This window comes from Ruegeria sp. HKCCE4148, assembly GCF_017872495.1.
Classification (GTDB): domain Bacteria; phylum Pseudomonadota; class Alphaproteobacteria; order Rhodobacterales; family Rhodobacteraceae; genus Ruegeria.
Genome location: NZ_JAEDOS010000005.1, coordinates 60036 through 77523, shown reverse-complemented (window position 1 = coordinate 77523; position 17488 = coordinate 60036). Strand labels below are relative to the sequence as shown.

Genomic DNA, 17488 nt, shown 5'->3' with positions numbered 1-17488 from the left:
GCGTTGCGGCATCCTTCAATTGTTCAGATTGTGGGCAGTTGCGATTGGTGGCAATGTGCCGCCATGACGCAAACCGTGGAACTTCCGCTTTGGCTTTTCCTGCTGATCGTGGTCTTTGCCATGGTCACTTTTGCTTCGCATTTTCTGTTTCCTTCAGTGCGATGGTTTTTTCGCCGTAGATTGGAACGCGCCGTTTCGCGCCTGAATCAAAGGCTTCAACGTCCCATTCAACCGTTCAAGCTGGCGCGGCGTCATGACATGATCCAGCGGCTGATTTACGACCCTCAGGTCGGGCAGGCGGTTCAACAACACGCGCAGGACGAAGGCATTCCCGAGGCAGTCGCCTTTGAAAAAGCGCGCCGCTACGCGCGCGAGATTGTCCCGTCGTTTTCTGCCTTTGCCTATTTCAGCTTTGCCATTCGGCTCGCCCGTCTGCTGAGCAATACGTTTTACGAGGTCCGACTCGGGTACAAGGACGAGGCTGCGATCAAGAACATCGACCCGGATGCGACCGTGGTTTTTGTGATGAACCATCGCAGCAATATGGACTATGTGCTGGTGACCTATCTGGCGGCACAGCAGTCGGCCTTGTCTTATGCTGTCGGAGAATGGGCGCGCGTTTGGCCGCTAAGCCGTTTGATCCGCGCAATGGGGGCGTACTTCATTCGACGCAAATCAGGCAGTGAGCTCTATAGGCAGGTGTTGTCCTGCTATGTGCGCCACGCGACCGAAGCGGGTGTGACGCAAGCCATGTTCCCGGAAGGCGGTTTAAGCCTGACTGGCGCACTGGGTCGCCCAAAACTGGGTTTGCTGAAATACATTATGGACGGAACTTCGCCTGAAGGCCGCGACGTCGTATTCGTTCCTGTGGCGTTGAATTATGATCGAGTGCTTGAAGATACCATCCTGACTCGCGCGGCTTTGGGGTCTGAGCGTCGGTTTCGCGCTCGGATTGGCGTAATCTCGCGCTGGATCCTCAAGCAGATCTGGCGGCGCTTGATCGGGCGGTACAAGCGGTTTGGCGTTGCCTCTGTGCGATATGGGGTGCCCATTTCGCTAAAGGAATTTCGCGTCGTGAATGATGACGATGTCATGACGGATCTGGCCCGGGAATTGATGCAACGCATCGGGCAAGCGATCCCGCTGGTTCCGGCCCCTGCGGCGTGCCTGTTGTTGCAACAGAAAGGTTCTTCATCTGAAAAGGTCGTTCGTTCCCAAATACTTTCTATGCTGGCCGAAGACGGCCATGCGTCAGACCAAGACGAAGCGGCGGTTGAAAATGCCCTGAATCAGTTGGTCGAGCGCAGGATCTTAAGCCGCCAGGGGGACAATCTGGCCCTTTCAGGTCAAAGAGAGGATTTGCTGGAGTACTATGCAGCCTCAGCCCCAAACCACAGGGATTCTGAGAATACTGCGCTTGCGAAATAACTTTCTGCATCTGCTGGGTCATAAAATTACAAATATGAACCAAAAACGGTTGCATTATTACTCAGTGGTCAATATTCACAGTCTGTGAAGCACGCGATTCTGCGTTGCGGCAATGATATTGAGAATAGGAGGCCAGCATGGCTTTGGACACCGAAAGCGGTATCGCGTCGTACGAGGCACCCGAAAAGGACCTCTATGAAATGGGTGAGATCCCTCCGATGGGATTTGTCCCCAAGCAAATGTATGCTTGGGCCATCCGCAAGGAACGCCACGGCGAGCCGAACACTGCAATGCAACAAGAAGTGGTCGACGTACCCGAACTGGACAGCAACGAGGTGCTGGTTCTGGTGATGGCAGCTGGCGTAAACTATAACGGTGTCTGGGCCGCCCTGGGTCAGCCAATCAGCCCGTTTGATGGCCACAAAGCCCCCTATCACATTGCCGGTTCGGATGCGTCAGGCATTGTCTGGGCCGTTGGCGATAAGGTGAAGCGCTGGAAAGTCGGCGACGAAGTTGTCATCCACTGCAACCAGGACGATGGCGATGATGAAGAGTGCAACGGCGGCGATCCGATGTACTCGACCAGCCAACGGATTTGGGGTTATGAGACACCAGACGGCTCTTTCAGCCAGTTCACCCGCGTTCAGGCACAACAACTTATGCCGCGCCCCAAGCACCTGACCTGGGAAGAAGCTGCGTGCTACACACTGACGTTGGCGACCGCTTATAGGATGCTGTTTGGCCACGAGCCGCATGATCTGAAGCCGGGCCAGAACGTTCTGGTATGGGGCGCGTCCGGCGGTCTGGGTTCCTATGCGATCCAGTTGATCAACACGGCCGGTGCGAATGCGATTGGTGTAATCTCGGACGAAAGCAAGCGCGATTTCGTTATGGGATTAGGTGCCAAAGGCGTGCTGAACCGTAAAGACTTCAACTGCTGGGGCCAATTGCCCACGGTAAACACGCCGGAATATGCCGAATGGTTCAAAGAAGCCCGCAAGTTCGGCAAGGCGATTTGGGACATCACCGGCAAGGGCAACAACGTGGATATGGTGTTTGAACACCCCGGTGAAAGCACGTTCCCGGTCTCGACCTTTGTTGTCAAAAAAGGTGGTATGGTCGTGATCTGCGCCGGTACAACAGGTTTCAACTGTACCTTTGATGTGCGCTACATGTGGATGCATCAAAAGCGCCTGCAAGGATCGCACTTTGCGCACCTCAAACAAGCGGCTGCTGCAAACAAGCTGATGGTTGAACGTCGCCTGGATCCCTGCATGTCGGAGGTGTTCACCTGGAACGATCTGCCAGAGGCGCACATGAAGATGCTCCGGAACGAACATAAGCCGGGGAACATGTCTGTCCTTGTTCAAGCGCCCCGCACTGGCCTGCGCACCCTTGAAGAGGTTCTTGACGCAGGCTGACCCCCATTTGGGTTGTAGACAAAAAACGCCCGCGAATCGCCTTGCCGGTTCGCGGGTGTTTTGCGTTTTGACAAAGCCTTTCGGACTTTCAAACACTTACATTTTCGTCCCCCGCCATTTTTGGGGAGTAGAAACCGGTGAATAGGTCGAAAAAGATCATACATGTTATGGTTGTGTTAACGCTTCGTTAACTGTTTCAGAGAGACCCTAATGGCGCAGAATGAGTGGATATTGGACGTATTGTCGGACCTCAATGCTTTCGCCGTTGCGAACGGGTTGAGCGCGCTTGCCGAGCAGCTGGATGACACAAGGCTGATCGCGGCGGCCGAGATCGCGTCCCTGAAGAACGAGGCACGAGCGCCCGCGGATGGGAACAGAAGTCGAATTGGGTCAAATCCTTCAGGATTTGGAAAACACCAACACGCTTGAAGAGCTCAGCAATGTTGCAGAGCAATTACGTGGTATTCTTCAGGTCGAACATCTGACCTATCACTGGGTCGATGGTGCTGGCGATCAGTACGGTTACACCACATATTCAGATGCTTGGGACGAACGCTATCGGGACAAGAATTACCATCGTATTGATCCGGTTATTCTTGGGTGTTTCCAAAGATTTCATCCGGTTGACTGGAAATCTCTGGACTGGTCGAGCAGGATTGCAAAGTCCTTTCTTGAAGATGCCAGAAACCACGGTGTTGGCAATCAGGGCTATTCCATTCCGATCCGGGGCCCGAACGGGCAGTTTGCCCTATTCACAGTAAACCACAGTTGCGATGATCGGACCTGGCAGCGCTTTATTTCCACCTTCGGGCGAGACTTGATCCTTGTTGCGCATTTTATCAATCGCAAAGCGCTTGAGTTCGAAGAGGACAGGCAGCCGGATTCCAAGCGTAATCTGTCTCCACGGGAAATTGACGCGATCACCCTTTTGGCTTTGGGATACAGCAGGGCTCAAGTGGCGCATTCTCTGTCGATATCAGAGCATACGCTGCGGGTTTATATCGAAAGCGCCCGATCCAAGTTGGGCGCTCATAACACAACTCATGCAATCGCAACCGCACTTAGCCGAGGCTTAATAGTGGTTTAAGGCCAGCGCGCACCCCACACGTAATATTAACCACAACTCTGTACCCCTTTCGTTCCTGCACAGGACGACAAGGGGAACAAGTCATGTTGCGTTATTTATATGCCGATGAGTTGCACAGATTTCCAACTCTGGCAGAGGGGATGTTCAAGGATCGAGCGGATCAGTTCAAAACCCGGCTGGGGTGGGATGTCCACGTCAACGAACAAGGTGAAGAGCGGGATGAGTATGATGCGCTCAACCCGCTCTATGTCATCTGGGAAGAGCCGGACGGCCGTCATGGCGGGTCGATGCGGGTGTTGCCGACAACGGGTCGGGTGATGATCAACGAGGTGTTTGGGCATCTTAACGGTGGCAAACCCATTTGCAGCCCGCTGATCTGGGAAGTTACACGGTTTTGCCTGTCACGCGACGCAGGCCCGCATACGGCTGGGGCCATTATGCTGAGCGGGGGTGAAATGATGGAGGGTTTTGGCCTGACACACATCGCCGGTGTGTTTGATGCGCGTATGATCCGTATCTTTCGCCTGATCGGCTCATCGCCCGAGGTTCTGGGCACCCAGGGCAGCGGGCGGGATCAGATCTCGGTCGGGTTGTGGCCTTACTCTGCAGATGACTGCAACCGCGTGGCGGAGCGCGCGGGCATCCCACGCGAACTGTCACGCCTTTGGTTCAACACGGCTTTTGGGCCCAAAAAGCAGCACCGATTTGCACTGTCCGCCTGAGCGGCTGAAATCGCCATTCCGCATCTGGTGATGGTCGGCGCGGCCCTGTAGGGTCGCGCCATGTCTTTGCAAAATGTAACCTTCTCGGATGATCAGGCCGCCGCATTTGACAGCATCGCCGAGATGCTGCGATCAGCAGGTGTCGATCTTGAAGATGATGCCCTTGTTAAGCTGCCGGGGGCAGGAAAATCCGGTGTAATGGCCGTGATCGGCAAGGCTGGTTCGGGTAAAACCCTGCTGTTGGCTGAACTTTATAAAGCGCTGGCAGAGACCGGAGTGCAGATCGTGTCCGGCGACTATGAAAGTCGCAAGTCAAGGGTCAAGCGCAGCTTGGCCATCCTGGCCCCCACCAACAAGGCCGCAAGCGTTCTGCGCCTGCGTGGTGTGCCTGCCACGACAATTCACCGCATTCTCTACACGCCGGTGTACGACCCGGAATACGAGCGCATCGCTGAATGGCTGGCGGGCAACGATGAACGCCCCGAGATTGAAGGACTGACAGAAGAAGCCCTGGATCGGGCTGCGGCGTTTTACGAAAACAACAAGTCCATGCCCGGGGCATTGGCCGCAGCCGGTTTGAGGGGATCAGATTTCATCACTGGGTGGAAGCGACGCGACGAACCTTTGGACATCGGATTTGTCGACGAAGCGTCGATGCTGGATGATCGTCAATTCGAGGATCTGAAAGAGATTTTTCCAACCCTTCTGTTATTCGGTGATCCGGCGCAGCTGGCACCGGTGAACCAGTCGGGCAGCATGGTTTTTGAAGCCTTGCCCGAGCCCCGGAAGCTGACGCTTCAACGGGTTCACAGGCAGGATGCGGACAACCCGATTCTCGATCTGGCCCATGCTCTGGCAGACCCCGAAATGGGGTTTGAGGACTTCGAGCGTTTGGTCGAAGAGACAGCCCGCCGTGACGACAGGGTGGTCTGGGGCCAGCGGGTCGAGGTCGACCTGATGGCGCGCAGCCCGGTTTTGGTTTGGCGCAACGCAACACGCATTCGACTTATTCAGGCGTTCAGGAACGTCCATGGCGCACCAGAGACCGAGCTGTTGGAGGGGGAACCGCTAATTTGCGACGGGATCGAACTGCCTTTGAAACATCGCAAGAAACGGTTGGATCTTGAGGCGCGCGGGCTGATCAAGGGGGCTCAGGTTGTTTATCTGGGGCCGGGGCGAAAACCGGGGTTTTCGCGATTGCACGTTATGGGGGCCGAAGACCCTCAGGTCAGCGCTGCGTCGATTGTACAAATCGAAAAACCGAACGAGGAAGAGCCATTCATTCCTTTTGCCGCGCGTATGGGCGCAACGTTCCTGCACGGTGCGGCGGTTACGATCCACAAGGCGCAGGGCTCGCAATGGGATACGGTTCAAGTTTTTGCGCCTGACATCTACGCTGCGGCCCGAATGGGTCGGACCGAGGCCGGACAACCCTTGTGGAAACGTTTGGCCTATGTGGCGATCACTCGGGCGCAAGAGCGGTTGATTTGGGTGGTTCGCAACCGTTTATCAAAGCCAACATACCCGCTGCGGGTGGATGACTTGCGGGCTGTACCTGCGGCGTCGCTGACATTGGAGGCGGAAGAGACATGACATCCATAATCGTGACAGGCGCAAGCTCTGGCATTGGTCTGGCCACCGCCGAATTGTTTCTGGCCCAAGGGTGGACGGTTGGCATGCTGGCACGCAGTGCGGACAAGTTGAATGCCCTGGCACAGAAACATGCCAACGCAGTTTCGTTGCCTGCTGATGTCACCGATCCTGAAGCTGTGAAGACCGTGTTCCGCAAGTTCGCGAACAAGGTTGGGCGTCTGGACGTCTTGTTCAACAACGCAGGAATCTTTGCTCCGGGTGGCACGATTGACGAGATCGCGCTTGAAGATTGGTACCAAAGCGTCAACGTCAACCTGAACGGTATGTTCCTGTGCGCACGCGAAGCCTTTGGCATCATGCGGCATCAGGACCCTCAGGGTGGACGGATCATCAATAACGGCTCCATTGCCGCCCATGTTCCGCGTCCGAACTCTGTGCACTATTCAGCGACAAAACACGCAATTACCGGACTGACCCGAAGCCTGTCTCTGGACGGGCGGTCCTTTGGAATTGCCTGTGGCCAGATCGACATTGGGAACGCCCGCACACAGATGGTTCAGGGTCTTGTCGACGCCGCGCAGGCGGCAGGGGACACGCCTGACCCGACTATGGCTGTTGAGGACGCAGCACGGTCCGTTCTGCATATGGCAACCTTGCCGCCCGAGGCGAACGTTCAGTTCATGACCGTCATGGCCACGACCATGCCTTACATCGGCAGGGGATGAAGGTTACTTTTCGCGCAGCAAACGGAAAGCCGTCGATGCACCCCAGCCTGCCGCAATCGCAATAACCAGCGACATCAAGCCATACCAGACAGGTTGCTGGCGCGACATGTTGTACAGAAACCGTTCCAGGCCGACTTTGCGGACATTAATGGTTGTTTCGTAGTGCGAAACTACCTCTCCACCGCGCGTCAGGAAGATACGGGCGACATAGTCCCCCTCTGTCAGGTCTGCAGGCATGTCGATTGACGTGCGGAACAGAGTTTGTTCGTCTACAGCCACCGTGTCTTCGCGGATGGAATACAGCTTTTCTTCCTCGCGGATGCGAACCACTGCATCTGCAAAATCCTGCGCTCCGCGGATATGCATTGCGGCACCAACAGAGCGGATCGCACGCTCGATCGATACACGATAGCGCAGGTCATCGGTGTCGCTCAGAATCTCGTTTAATGGTCCGCTGGTTGCGACAGCGTAGAAACTGGGCGCAAGATCGACGAGGACGCTGTCGGTGTTCACCCAAATCCCCAGCTTTCGATCCTTACGGCGCACGGTGACAGGTTCGGATGGGCCGGCGACAGCAACGATGACCTCGACCGATGGGCCGGACGGAATCGGGGTTTCCCGTTTGATGGCCCCGAAAATGAGAATCTCGGAGCCGTCAAAGGTCGCCGTGATTGCAACGCGATCCTGGCTAAGACCCAGGACAACTTGTTCTTCCGCTGCGGACACCGGCAGGCAGAACAGACAAAATGCGGCAATAAGTGAACGCAGCATCTTCAGTGTCCTCCACCTGTTCCGAGCGAATAAAGCTCGGCAGGCTCCAGAAGCAGATCAAGCGCCAGCTTGCCGCAAACTGCCAGAACCAAAGCTGCCAGCAAAACGCGCAATTGTTCCGCTGGCATGCGCGCGCCAATAACAGTACCGATCTGCGCGCCGATCACACCGCCAACAAGCAGCAGTACTGCCAGAACGACGTCGACAGTGTAGTTGGTTGTGGCGTGAAGCATCGTGGTAAAGGCTGTCACGAAGATGATTTGAAACAGCGATGTGCCAACAACAACCTTTGTTGGCATACCCAGCAGATAAATCATGGCGGGCACCATGATAAAGCCACCGCCAACACCCATGATTGCAGACAAAATGCCGACGAAAAGCCCAACTAGAACGGGTGGAATGACCGAAATATAAAGGCCTGATGTGCGAAACCGCATCTTGAAGGGCAGGGCGTGGATCCAGCCCCGCTGACGGCGTTTGGCGGGGGCGGCCCCACCCATTTTGGCCTTGCGCAGGGCCCTTAGACTTTCCACGAACATCAGGCTACCGATGACGCCAAGGAAAACCACGTAACACAGCTTAACCAGCAGATCGACCTGACCCAGACTCTTGAGATAGTTGAAAACAACCACACCCAAAGCAGCGCCTATAAGACCTCCGATCAGCAACACAGTTCCCATCCTGAGGTCCACGGTTTTTCGTCGGAAATGCGCCAGTACACCGGAAAAGGACGATGCCACAATCTGATTGGCTTCGGTCGCAACAGCGACAGCTGGCGGAATGCCAATGAAGAACAGCAGCGGCGTCATAAGAAAGCCCCCACCGACCCCGAACATTCCGGACAAGACGCCAACCATTCCGCCCAAACCAAGCAGGAGGAATGCGTTCACCGATACTTCGGCTATGGGCAGGTAGATGTACATATTACCGTCACTTTGTATTTTGCGTTTCCGCGCTGCCGCATGCGGCCAAATGATAAGCCATTGATGCAGTCTGTTGCATGTAGATCATTGTCACATGCCTCCAGGCTCGATGAGCCAAAAGAAGTCTTCTGGATGCAAGGTTAGATCAATTCCGATCCTGCCGGCACCGCCCAACATAAATGAAGGGCTGACAGAATCTTTGGTTATGGACAGGTAGACTTGCATACCCCCTTAGAGCGGGTGCGGCATGCAAAATCAACTCTGCATGCCGCTCTGCAGCGAACAGGACCCAGAATTGTTCCTGAACTGGACTTATCAGCGTTCCTTTACATAGGGTTCGCCACCTGCACGCGGGGGCACAGCTTTGCCAACGAATCCAGCCAGAATCACAACTGTCAGGATATAGGGCAGGGCATCCATGACCTGCACCGGGATCACGATCCCGCCCAGATCGATGTTCTGGAACCGCAGTGCGATGGCTTGCAAAAGGCCAAACAACAGGCAAGCCCACATGGCGTGCCAAGGGCGCCATTTCGCAAAGATGAGCGCCGCCAGCGCGATGAACCCGCGACCGGCGGTCATTTCTTTGACGAACCCAGCTTGCAAGGCAGTGGCCAGATAGGCACCCGCGATACCGCACAAGACGCCGCAGATGGCCACCGCCGCGAAACGCAGGCCAACCACGGACACGCCTGCTGTATCCACCGCTGCCGGGTTTTCGCCCACTGCCCGCAAGCGTAGGCCGAACCGTGTGCGATAAAGGACCCACCACGTCGCTGGAACCATCAGAAATGCCACATAGACCAGAATCGAATGACCCGAGAGCAATTCGGAATAAACCGGACCAACAATCGGTACACTGCTGAGCGATTCTGCAAACGGGAAATTGATGGGCTCGAACCGTCCTCCGCCAAAAAGGGACGGTGTACGCCCACCTTGCTGAAACCAGCTTTGGGCGATTAAAACGGTCAGCCCAGAGGCGAGAAAGTTGATGGCCACACCCGAGATGAGCTGATTGCCTCGGAAGGTGATCGACGCCAACCCGTGCAGCCCGGACAGTAACAACGAGGATGCGATACCAGCAAGCAAACCCAGCCAGACAGATCCCGTGACGGCTGCTATAGCTGCGGAAAAGAACGCCGCCATCAACATTTTGCCTTCGAGGCCAATGTCAAAAATACCTGCACGTTCCGAAAAAAGACCAGCCAGACACGCAAGAAGCAGGGGCGTGGACAGGCGGATCGTCGAATCCAGTACCTGGATGAGGGTAACGAAGAATTCCATCACTCAGCCCTCTTCCGCATGCCAAGGAAAAGTTTCTCAAGCGGCATGCGTACCATGTTGTCCAGCGCACCGGTGAACAAAATGACCAAGGCTTGAATAACCACGATCAGTTCACGCGGGATTTGTGTCCAAAGCGCCAGCTCCGCGCCGCCCTGATAAAGAAACCCGAACAACAGCGCCGCCAGGAAAACCCCAAATGGGTGTGACCGGCCCATCAGCGCGACGGCGATACCGATAAAACCAGCGCCTTCGGTTGGGTTCAGCACCAGACGTTCAGCCTCACCCATGACGTTGTTGATGGCCATCATGCCTGCCAATCCACCCGAAATCAGCATCGCAATGATAGTGATCCGCACAGGCGAAATGCCGGCGTAAACAGCACCCGTTTCAGAATGACCATAGGCTCGAATCTCATAGCCCAGCCGTGTCCGCCAGATCAGTGCCCAGACTACAAAACAGGCCAGAACTGCCACAAAGAACGAGATGTTGGCAGGCGCCCCCCGGAACACAACATTGTCTGCTGTCGAGAACATCGACTGGAAGCTCGGCAAGTGCGTGGCTTCGGGGAAGCGCGCCGTTGCAGGGTCCTGTGACCCGGCCGGTTTCATGACATTCACCAGCATATAGTTCAGGACGGCGGCAGCGATGAAGTTGAACATGATCGTGGTGATCACGATATGGCTGCCACGCTTGGCTTGCAGATAGGCCGGTATTGCAGCCCAGGCAGCACCAAATAGGGCCGAAGCGGCGCAGGCAGCGAGCAAAGCAATGCTCCAGTGCGGCCACGGAATCGTAAGACAAATGATTGCGACACCAAGCCCGCCCAGCATGGCCTGACCCTCACCGCCGATATTGAACAGCCGGGCGTGAAAGGCGACGGCTACCGCAAGGCCGGTGAACATGAAGTTGGTCGCGTAATAGAGCGTGTAGCCCCAACCATAGGTCGACCCCAGCGCACCAGTTACCATTAGCTTCACAGCGTCAATCGGGTTCTCGCCGATGGCCAGAATCACAAGCGCCGACAGGATCGCGGCCAGAAGCAAACTGATCAGTGGGATCAGGATCACATCGGCCCATTTGGGCATTTTTTCCATGTTACGCGGCCTCCCCCGCAACACCGGCCATCAACAGGCCCAGTTCTTTTTCATCTGTTTCGTGAGGCAGGCGTTCGCCCATGATGTGACCATCAAACATCACCGCAATCCGGTCGGATAGCGAAAATATCTCTTCCAGTTCGACCGAAACCAGCAGGATTGCCTTGCCCTGATCGCGCAGCGCAACGATCTGCTTGTGAATGAACTCGATCGCGCCGATATCTACGCCGCGCGTTGGTTGTCCGACCAGCAGAAGGTCTGGGTTCCGCTCAATCTCGCGCGCGACGACAATTTTTTGTTGGTTGCCGCCTGAAAAACTTTTGGCAGCCAGCCATGCGTCGGGCGGCCGGACATCGAATTTCTCGATCTTGGCCTCGGTATCGGCACGCAGGGCGGCATTGTCCATAAAGATACCGCGTTTATAAGCAGGGTCGCGGTGATAGCCGAAGGCGACGTTCTCCCACGCGTGGAAGTCCATAATCAAACCTTCACGCTGCCGGTCTTCCGGCACGTGCGCGATATGCTGGGCGCGGCGGGCCTGACCGTCCGAACCTGCGCCACTCAGCGCCAGAGGCTGACCGTTCAGTCTGATCGTGCCCTGACCCGGGCGCATACCGCCCAGAACTTCAAGCAACTCTGATTGACCGTTGCCAGCCACCCCGGCGATGCCGACGATTTCACCAGCGCGCACTGTGAGGTCGATCCCCTTGACCCTTTCCACACCAGCCGAGTCGAAAACGCTCAGCTTTTCAATTTCCAGGATGGGTTTGCCGGGTTTCGCAGGGACCTTGTCGACCTGCAACAGAACCTTGCGGCCTACCATCAGCTCGGCCAGCTCTTCAGGGCTGGTTTCGGACGTTTTGACAGTCGCAGTCATCTGCCCGCGTCGCATAACCGACACGGTGTCAGTGTTTTCCATGATCTCGCGCAGTTTATGCGTGATCACGATGATCGTTTTCCCCTCGGCCCGCAGGCGGTCGAGAATGCGGAACAACTGATCTGCTTCAGCCGGAGTCAGCACGCCGGTTGGTTCGTCCAAAATCAGTATCTCGGCCTTGCGATACAGTGCTTTCAGGATCTCGACACGCTGTTGCATGCCCACGCCAATTTCATCGATGCGCTTGTCAGGATCAACGAACAGCTCGTATTCTTCTTCCAGCTCTTTCAGCTCTTTACGGGCTTTGGCCAAAGACGGGGCCAGCAACCCGCCATCTTCGGCACCCAGAACGATGTTCTCCAGAACGGTGAAGTTTTCCACCAGCTTGAAATGCTGGAACACCATCCCGATGCCCGAGGCGATGGCTGCCTGGCTGTCCGGGATATCAGTCTTGGTACCGTTGATCCAAATCTCACCTTTGTCGGCTTTGTAGAAGCCGAAAAGGATGCTCATCAACGTGGATTTGCCCGCACCGTTTTCTCCGATGATTCCATGGATCGTACCGGGGGCGACGCTGATGGAAATGTCTTTATTGGCCTGAACCGGCCCAAAGGCTTTGGAAATCCCTTTGAGCTCAATGGCGGGGACGGTCATGTCTTGTCCTCAATTGCCGAAGGGGCCGCACAGACGGCGCGGCAGAGTGGGAAGCGAGGCGGAGGAGACCCCCGCCCCGCATGTGTCTTAGAACTGCAGCGCGGGGCAGCTGTCGTTCTCGTAATAGCTGACAACGCTGATATCGCCGTTGATGATGCCTTTACGGGCTTCATCCACAGCGTCGCTCATACGAACCGAAACAAGCTCTTTGTTGTTTTCGTCCATAGCCACGCCAACACCGTCTTCGGCCAGACCCATGACGAACACACCAGTTTCGACCTTGTCGCCTGCTTTCATCGCTTCATAAACAGCAACGTCCACACGTTTCAGCATCGAGGTCAGAACTTTTCCGGGATGCAGGTGGTTCTGGTTGCTGTCCACGCCAATCGACAGAATGCCTTCGTCGGCTGCGGTCTGCAGAACGCCAACACCGGTTCCGCCCGCCGCGGCATAAATCACGTCAGCGCCTTGGCTGATTTGTGCTTTGGTCAGCTCGGACCCTTTTACCGGGTCGTTCCATGCAGCTGGGGTTGTTCCTGTCATGTTGGCAATGACGTTGATCTCGGGGTTAACGGCTTTGGCGCCCTGTGCATAGCCACACCCAAAGTGTCGGATAAGTGGAACATCCATACCACCGATGAAGCCAACCGTGCCGGACTCAGACGCCATGGCCGCCATCATTCCAACAAGGTACGAGCCCTCGTGTTCGGCAAAGCCGACCTGACGAAGGTTCGGTGCGTCCAGCCAGGTTACATCAACAACAACAAATTTGGTGTCAGGATAGTCAGGTGCGACCGTGCTGAGAGGGTCTGCCATGGCAAATCCCATGGTGATGATCGGGTTCGCGCCTGCTTCGGCAAAGCGGCGGAGGGCCTGCTCGCGCTGAGCTTCCGATTGCAATTCGATTTCGCGGTACTTGCCGCCGGTTTCGTTTGCCCAACGCTGTGCGCCGTTATGTGCCGCTTCGTTGAACGATTTGTCGAACTTGCCGCCCAGATCAAAGATCAGCGCCGGTTCGGCCAGAGCGGCACCCGCAGTCAGTGCAACCGCAGCGGCAGCACCCATCAAGGATTTCATCAGGGTCATTTCGGTCTCCCAGTTTTTATGTTGGCACAGGATTAGATTAGTCCCGTTTACCCACGTTTAGCGAGCATAACTGTTGTGATGGCGGGTATTAAGAGGGTTTGCAACCGTCGTGGTCAATTGATTCCTGACCAAATGGTCCAAAAAATGTCCCCTTGCCCTCAGGGCAGGCGGCATTCCATCACCAGAGCGTCGGCTTTTAGGCCCGTTTCGCGCGAATAATAGTTCGGTCGCATCCCGCAACGATGGTAACCACAACGTTTGTATAGCGCGATTGCAGGCTCATTATCCGCAGCCACATCCAGAAAGGCCCGGCTTGCATGCAACGCGGCGGCCCGTTTGTGCCAGTTGCGCATTGTTTGCAGTGCTAGGCCCTGTCGTTGCACCGTGGGGTGAGTCGCAATTGTCAGCAGTTCGGCCTCGCCCGCGATAACTTGATACAAGGCAAAACAGCGAGCGTCTCCAACATAGTGGGTAAAGGCGTTCTCCAGCAGGCTTTCAAATTCACTGGCGGACCAAGGGCGCGACTGCGTGAACGCAGCAACATGAGTCGATGCCATCTCGTCCGGCGTCATTCGTCCAACAAGACCGGTGACACATCACGCGAGGGCGCTGCGTCCGCAGGTCTGACGTATAGTGGCGCAGGTGGTTCGCTGACATCGTGCCACCGTTCAGCGGTCAGGCGGGCAATGGCCTGGACCTGTTTCTCTGGGTCCTGGCAGGAAAACAAAGGCCCAAGCGCCTCGGCCTCGCTCTTTGGCATCAGGCTTGGTTTGCTGCCGGGGACTTGAACATAAACCTGATCGCGCGGCGCAGCGATACAGGGGAGTTGGTTTGCATCGCTCAGTTTCGTCAAAGCATCAAACCCTGAAACGCCGACGACCGGAGCATCAAGACCCAGGGCAAGCCCACGCGCGGCAGAGACCGAGATTCGAATGCCGGTGAAATTGCCGGGGCCGATCCCTACACCGATGGCGTCAAGATCGGACCATGTGCACCCAGCCTGGGCAAGTAGCTCTTCAAGCAAAGGCATTAGGCGTTCGGCTTGCCCGCGTGACATTGCTTCGGCCCGAGAGGCAACGATTTCACCGCCACGCAGCAAAGCGGCCGCGCAATGCGCGGCCGATGTATCAAATGCCAGAATCGTCGGGTCAGACGGCAACAGGACGGACCTCGGTCACTTCGGGGATGTAGTGACGCAGCAGGTTTTCGATACCCATCTTCAACGTCAGCGTCGAAGACGGGCAGCCTGCGCAGGCACCTTGCATGTGCAGGTAAACGATACCGCGATCAAAGCCGTGGAAAGTAATGTCACCACCGTCCTGAGCCACTGCCGGACGCACGCGGCTGTCCAGCAGGTCTTTGATCTGATTGACGATTTCAGCGTCTTCGCCAGTGTGTTCTGCATGACCAGATGCAGCAGTCGCATCCGCGCCCATCACAGGTTGGCCCGATTGGTAATGTTCCATCACCGCACCCAGAATGGCGGGTTTGATGTGATCCCATTGAATGTCGTCAGACTTGGTTACAGTAACAAAATCGTTACCGAAGAACACACCCGTTACGCCGTTGACGGCAAAGATGCGTTTGGCCAAAGGGGATTTCTCGCCCGCTTCCGCTGTTGGGAAGTCCGCAGTTCCAGCCTCAAGCACCGTTTGGCCGGGCAGAAATTTCAACGTGGCCGGGTTTGGGGTGGATTCGGTCTGGATGAACATGAGGCAGCTCCGTCTGATGTGCCTCTGATATGCGCGCAGGGGCGCGGGAAGTCAAGATTTGGAACGGTTCTAAATTGAGGCCGCATGATCCAAAGCCGCGTCCAGACGATCGTCGCCCCAGTACAACTCGTCTCCGACTAAAAAACTGGGTGCTCCGAACAGGTCAAGCTCTTTGGCGCGGGTGGATTGCGCAAAAAGGGCCGCCTTGACGTCGGGGTCCTGCGCACGACTCAGTATGGCAGATGGCAGGTCGGCCGTTTTCAGACAATCCTTCAGTATGTTTGGGTCCGAGATATTGCGGCCGGCCCCAAATTCGGCAGTATAGACCGCCTTGACAAATTCAGCCCTCTTCGCGTGATCCTCAATGGCAAGCGTCAGGCGCGCTGCAGCGAGAGAATTCTGCGGAAAGGGATCGGGTTGCACTAACGGCAATTGCCGTGCAGCACAGAGGCGTTCCATGTCGCGCCACATATAACGCCCCTTTGCCGGGTAGAGGTTGAAAGGAGAGGTCCGCCAGCCCTGATCGGCAAAAATCGGGCCCAGCAGAAAAGGGTGCCATTCAATCGAAACGCCCTTGGCTTGCGCCGCGGTTTCGATCCGCATTGCGCTGAGATAGGAATAGGTTGAGGCGAATTCGAACCAGAACTGTATCGTTTTCGCCATCTCTGAACCTCAGGTGATCTCTTCCAGTTTTTCTTTGCTCAGATCGCCTGGGACAATAGTGATCGGAAGCGGCATGCTGCCCGAATTCTTCGTCAACTGTGTCACCAGCGGACCGGGGCCCTTCTTGTCGGTGCCTGCGCCAAGCACAAGCACGCCGATTTCGGGGTCTGATTGGACATGTTCAATGATTTCCGACACCGGATCACCTTCGCGAATGGCCAACTCAGGTTCGATGTTTTGTTTGTCACGCATCCATTTTGCGAAGACCTCGAAATGTGCATGGATACGTTCGCGCGCTTCCTCACGCATGGTTTCGGCAACACCGATCCAGTGATTGAATTCGTCCGGTGGGATCACCGACAGGATCGTCACTCCGCCGCCGGTATGTGCAGCCCGCATTGCGGCGAATCGCATCGCATTCAAGCATTCGCTGCTGTCATCCAGAACAACTAGAAACTTACGCATGGGTGTCCTCTTCAAGTTTCAGGGATCATGCCCCAGAGGTTGCGCGCTGGCAACTTGGAGACGTCCGCAACGCTGAGCTAGCGTTGGCTTGCAGCCCAATCCCAGTAAAGTCCACGAGCGCGACGGGCAATAGGGCCAACCTGAAATTGTGTATCGTCCAGAGCGGTAACCGGCGTGACCTTATTCATATTGCCGGACATGAACACTTCGTCCGCCTCGTGAAAATCCTCAAAGCTCAGAACAGTCTCGTGAACCGTCACACCATCCTCGCGCAGATTCTTGATGTGCCGCGCCCGCGTGATCCCCGCCAGAAATGTGCCATTCGGGGCGGGCGTAAACACTTCGCCATCTCTGACCATGAATATGTTGGCCGTAGCGGTTTCGGCCACGTTCCCCATCGCATCAGCAACCAGAGCGTTCGAGAACCCTTTGGATCGTGCCTCATGCAGCATGCGTGCGTTGTTGGGGTACAGGCAACCGGCCTTGGCATTTACGACCGCACTTTCCAGCACAGGACGGCGGAAGCGTGTCGTTGTCAGTGTGACCGAGGCGGTCTCTGGTGCCATTGGTATCTCTTCCAGGCAAATGGCAAAACCGGTGCTGTTTTCCTGAGGGACGATCGCGGTTTGGTCCCCGTCGATCCCCCAGTACATTGGGCGGATATAGACAGCTGTGTCCGGGCCGTAAGCCTGCAATCCTTCGTGTACCAGTTCGACCATCTGTTCGGCTGTGAGGGTCGGGGTCAGCATCAAGGCCTCGGCGGACCGGTTCACCCGTGCGCAATGCGCATGCAAGTCGGGCGCAAGGCCGTCAAAATACCGTGCGCCGTCAAAGACGGACGAACCCAGCCAGGCACCGTGATCGGCTGCGCGCATGATGGGCGCATCGCCCTCGTGCCATTGCCCTTCAAAATAGGTCCGGATGTTCTTGCCGGTTGCCATGACGCCCTCCTGTTATTCAGGCAAACCCTAGGAGCGCGTCAG

General features: G+C 56.2%; 18 protein-coding genes. 6 read left to right on the top strand and 12 right to left on the bottom strand.

The genetic code is table 11. The features are described from left to right. Positions 1–63 precede the first annotated feature (63 nt). From I9187_RS15170 to I9187_RS15145, 6 genes are all read left to right on the top strand, one after another. Complete coding sequence (locus tag I9187_RS15170; RefSeq protein WP_171179167.1) at positions 64–1428, top strand: 1-acyl-sn-glycerol-3-phosphate acyltransferase; 1365 nt, start codon at positions 64–66, stop codon at positions 1426–1428. A 137-nt stretch (positions 1429–1565) separates the two neighbouring features. Next, positions 1566–2849 (top strand): crotonyl-CoA carboxylase/reductase, encoded by a 1284-nt coding sequence (gene ccrA / locus I9187_RS15165; protein WP_171179175.1) that lies wholly within the window; start codon positions 1566–1568, stop codon positions 2847–2849. Positions 2850–3216: 367 nt separating this feature from the next. Then, a complete protein-coding gene (locus tag I9187_RS15160; protein ID WP_171234934.1) occupies positions 3217–3936 on the top strand; it encodes a LuxR family transcriptional regulator in 720 nt (239 codons plus the stop codon). An 83-nt stretch (positions 3937–4019) separates the two neighbouring features. After that, on the top strand, positions 4020–4658 hold the full coding sequence (locus tag I9187_RS15155) for an acyl-homoserine-lactone synthase (protein WP_209940236.1): 639 nt from the start codon (positions 4020–4022) through the stop codon (positions 4656–4658). 60 nt (positions 4659–4718) lie between these two features. Then, positions 4719–6251, top strand: a complete 1533-nt coding sequence (locus I9187_RS15150) for an AAA family ATPase (protein WP_209940235.1) — start codon at positions 4719–4721, stop codon at positions 6249–6251. Continuing rightward, the gene (locus I9187_RS15145; protein WP_171238488.1) at positions 6248–6976 is read left to right on the top strand and encodes an SDR family oxidoreductase; all 729 of its coding nucleotides are present in this window, start codon (positions 6248–6250) and stop codon (positions 6974–6976) included. Before I9187_RS15150 ends, I9187_RS15145 begins: the two co-directional genes overlap by 4 nt. A 3-nt stretch (positions 6977–6979) precedes the next feature. On the opposite strand, the gene I9187_RS15140 is transcribed toward I9187_RS15145, so the two are convergent. The 12 genes from I9187_RS15140 to I9187_RS15085 all read right to left on the bottom strand — a co-directional run bounded on the left by I9187_RS15140 (position 6980) and on the right by I9187_RS15085 (position 17446). Then, positions 6980–7747, bottom strand: a complete 768-nt coding sequence (locus I9187_RS15140; RefSeq protein ID WP_171179185.1) for a TIGR02186 family protein — start codon at positions 7745–7747, stop codon at positions 6980–6982. 2 nt (positions 7748–7749) lie between these two features. After that, positions 7750–8670 (bottom strand): sulfite exporter TauE/SafE family protein, encoded by a 921-nt coding sequence (locus I9187_RS15135; RefSeq protein WP_171179188.1) that lies wholly within the window; start codon positions 8668–8670, stop codon positions 7750–7752. 315 nt (positions 8671–8985) lie between these two features. Then, positions 8986–9954, bottom strand: a complete 969-nt coding sequence (locus I9187_RS15130) for an ABC transporter permease (protein ID WP_171179190.1) — start codon at positions 9952–9954, stop codon at positions 8986–8988. Next, positions 9954–11048 carry an ABC transporter permease gene (locus I9187_RS15125; protein WP_171179192.1) on the bottom strand — a complete coding sequence of 365 codons (1095 nt, stop codon included), beginning with the start codon at positions 11046–11048 and terminating at the stop codon, positions 9954–9956. Before I9187_RS15125 ends, I9187_RS15130 begins: the two co-directional genes overlap by 1 nt. A 1-nt stretch (position 11049) precedes the next feature. Then, the gene (locus I9187_RS15120) at positions 11050–12579 is read right to left on the bottom strand and encodes an ABC transporter ATP-binding protein (RefSeq protein WP_171179194.1); all 1530 of its coding nucleotides are present in this window, start codon (positions 12577–12579) and stop codon (positions 11050–11052) included. An 87-nt stretch (positions 12580–12666) separates the two neighbouring features. Continuing rightward, positions 12667–13665 (bottom strand): BMP family ABC transporter substrate-binding protein, encoded by a 999-nt coding sequence (locus I9187_RS15115; RefSeq protein WP_171234928.1) that lies wholly within the window; start codon positions 13663–13665, stop codon positions 12667–12669. Positions 13666–13823: 158 nt separating this feature from the next. Next, a complete protein-coding gene (locus I9187_RS15110; RefSeq protein ID WP_171179198.1) occupies positions 13824–14237 on the bottom strand; it encodes a GNAT family N-acetyltransferase in 414 nt (137 codons plus the stop codon). Continuing rightward, the gene (tsaB, locus tag I9187_RS15105) at positions 14234–14824 is read right to left on the bottom strand and encodes a tRNA (adenosine(37)-N6)-threonylcarbamoyltransferase complex dimerization subunit type 1 TsaB (protein WP_171179200.1); all 591 of its coding nucleotides are present in this window, start codon (positions 14822–14824) and stop codon (positions 14234–14236) included. The genes I9187_RS15110 and tsaB overlap by 4 nt, the downstream gene beginning before the upstream one ends. Further along, positions 14814–15377 (bottom strand): NifU family protein, encoded by a 564-nt coding sequence (locus tag I9187_RS15100; protein WP_171179202.1) that lies wholly within the window; start codon positions 15375–15377, stop codon positions 14814–14816. Before I9187_RS15100 ends, tsaB begins: the two co-directional genes overlap by 11 nt. Positions 15378–15446: 69 nt before the next feature. After that, a complete protein-coding gene (locus I9187_RS15095) occupies positions 15447–16040 on the bottom strand; it encodes a 2-hydroxychromene-2-carboxylate isomerase (protein ID WP_171179204.1) in 594 nt (197 codons plus the stop codon). Between the two features lie 9 nt (positions 16041–16049). Then, on the bottom strand, positions 16050–16505 hold the full coding sequence (locus I9187_RS15090; RefSeq protein ID WP_171179206.1) for a universal stress protein: 456 nt from the start codon (positions 16503–16505) through the stop codon (positions 16050–16052). A gap of 77 nt (positions 16506–16582) precedes the next feature. Next, positions 16583–17446 carry a branched-chain amino acid aminotransferase gene (locus I9187_RS15085; protein WP_171179208.1) on the bottom strand — a complete coding sequence of 288 codons (864 nt, stop codon included), beginning with the start codon at positions 17444–17446 and terminating at the stop codon, positions 16583–16585. Between the last annotated feature and the right edge of the window lie 42 nt (positions 17447–17488).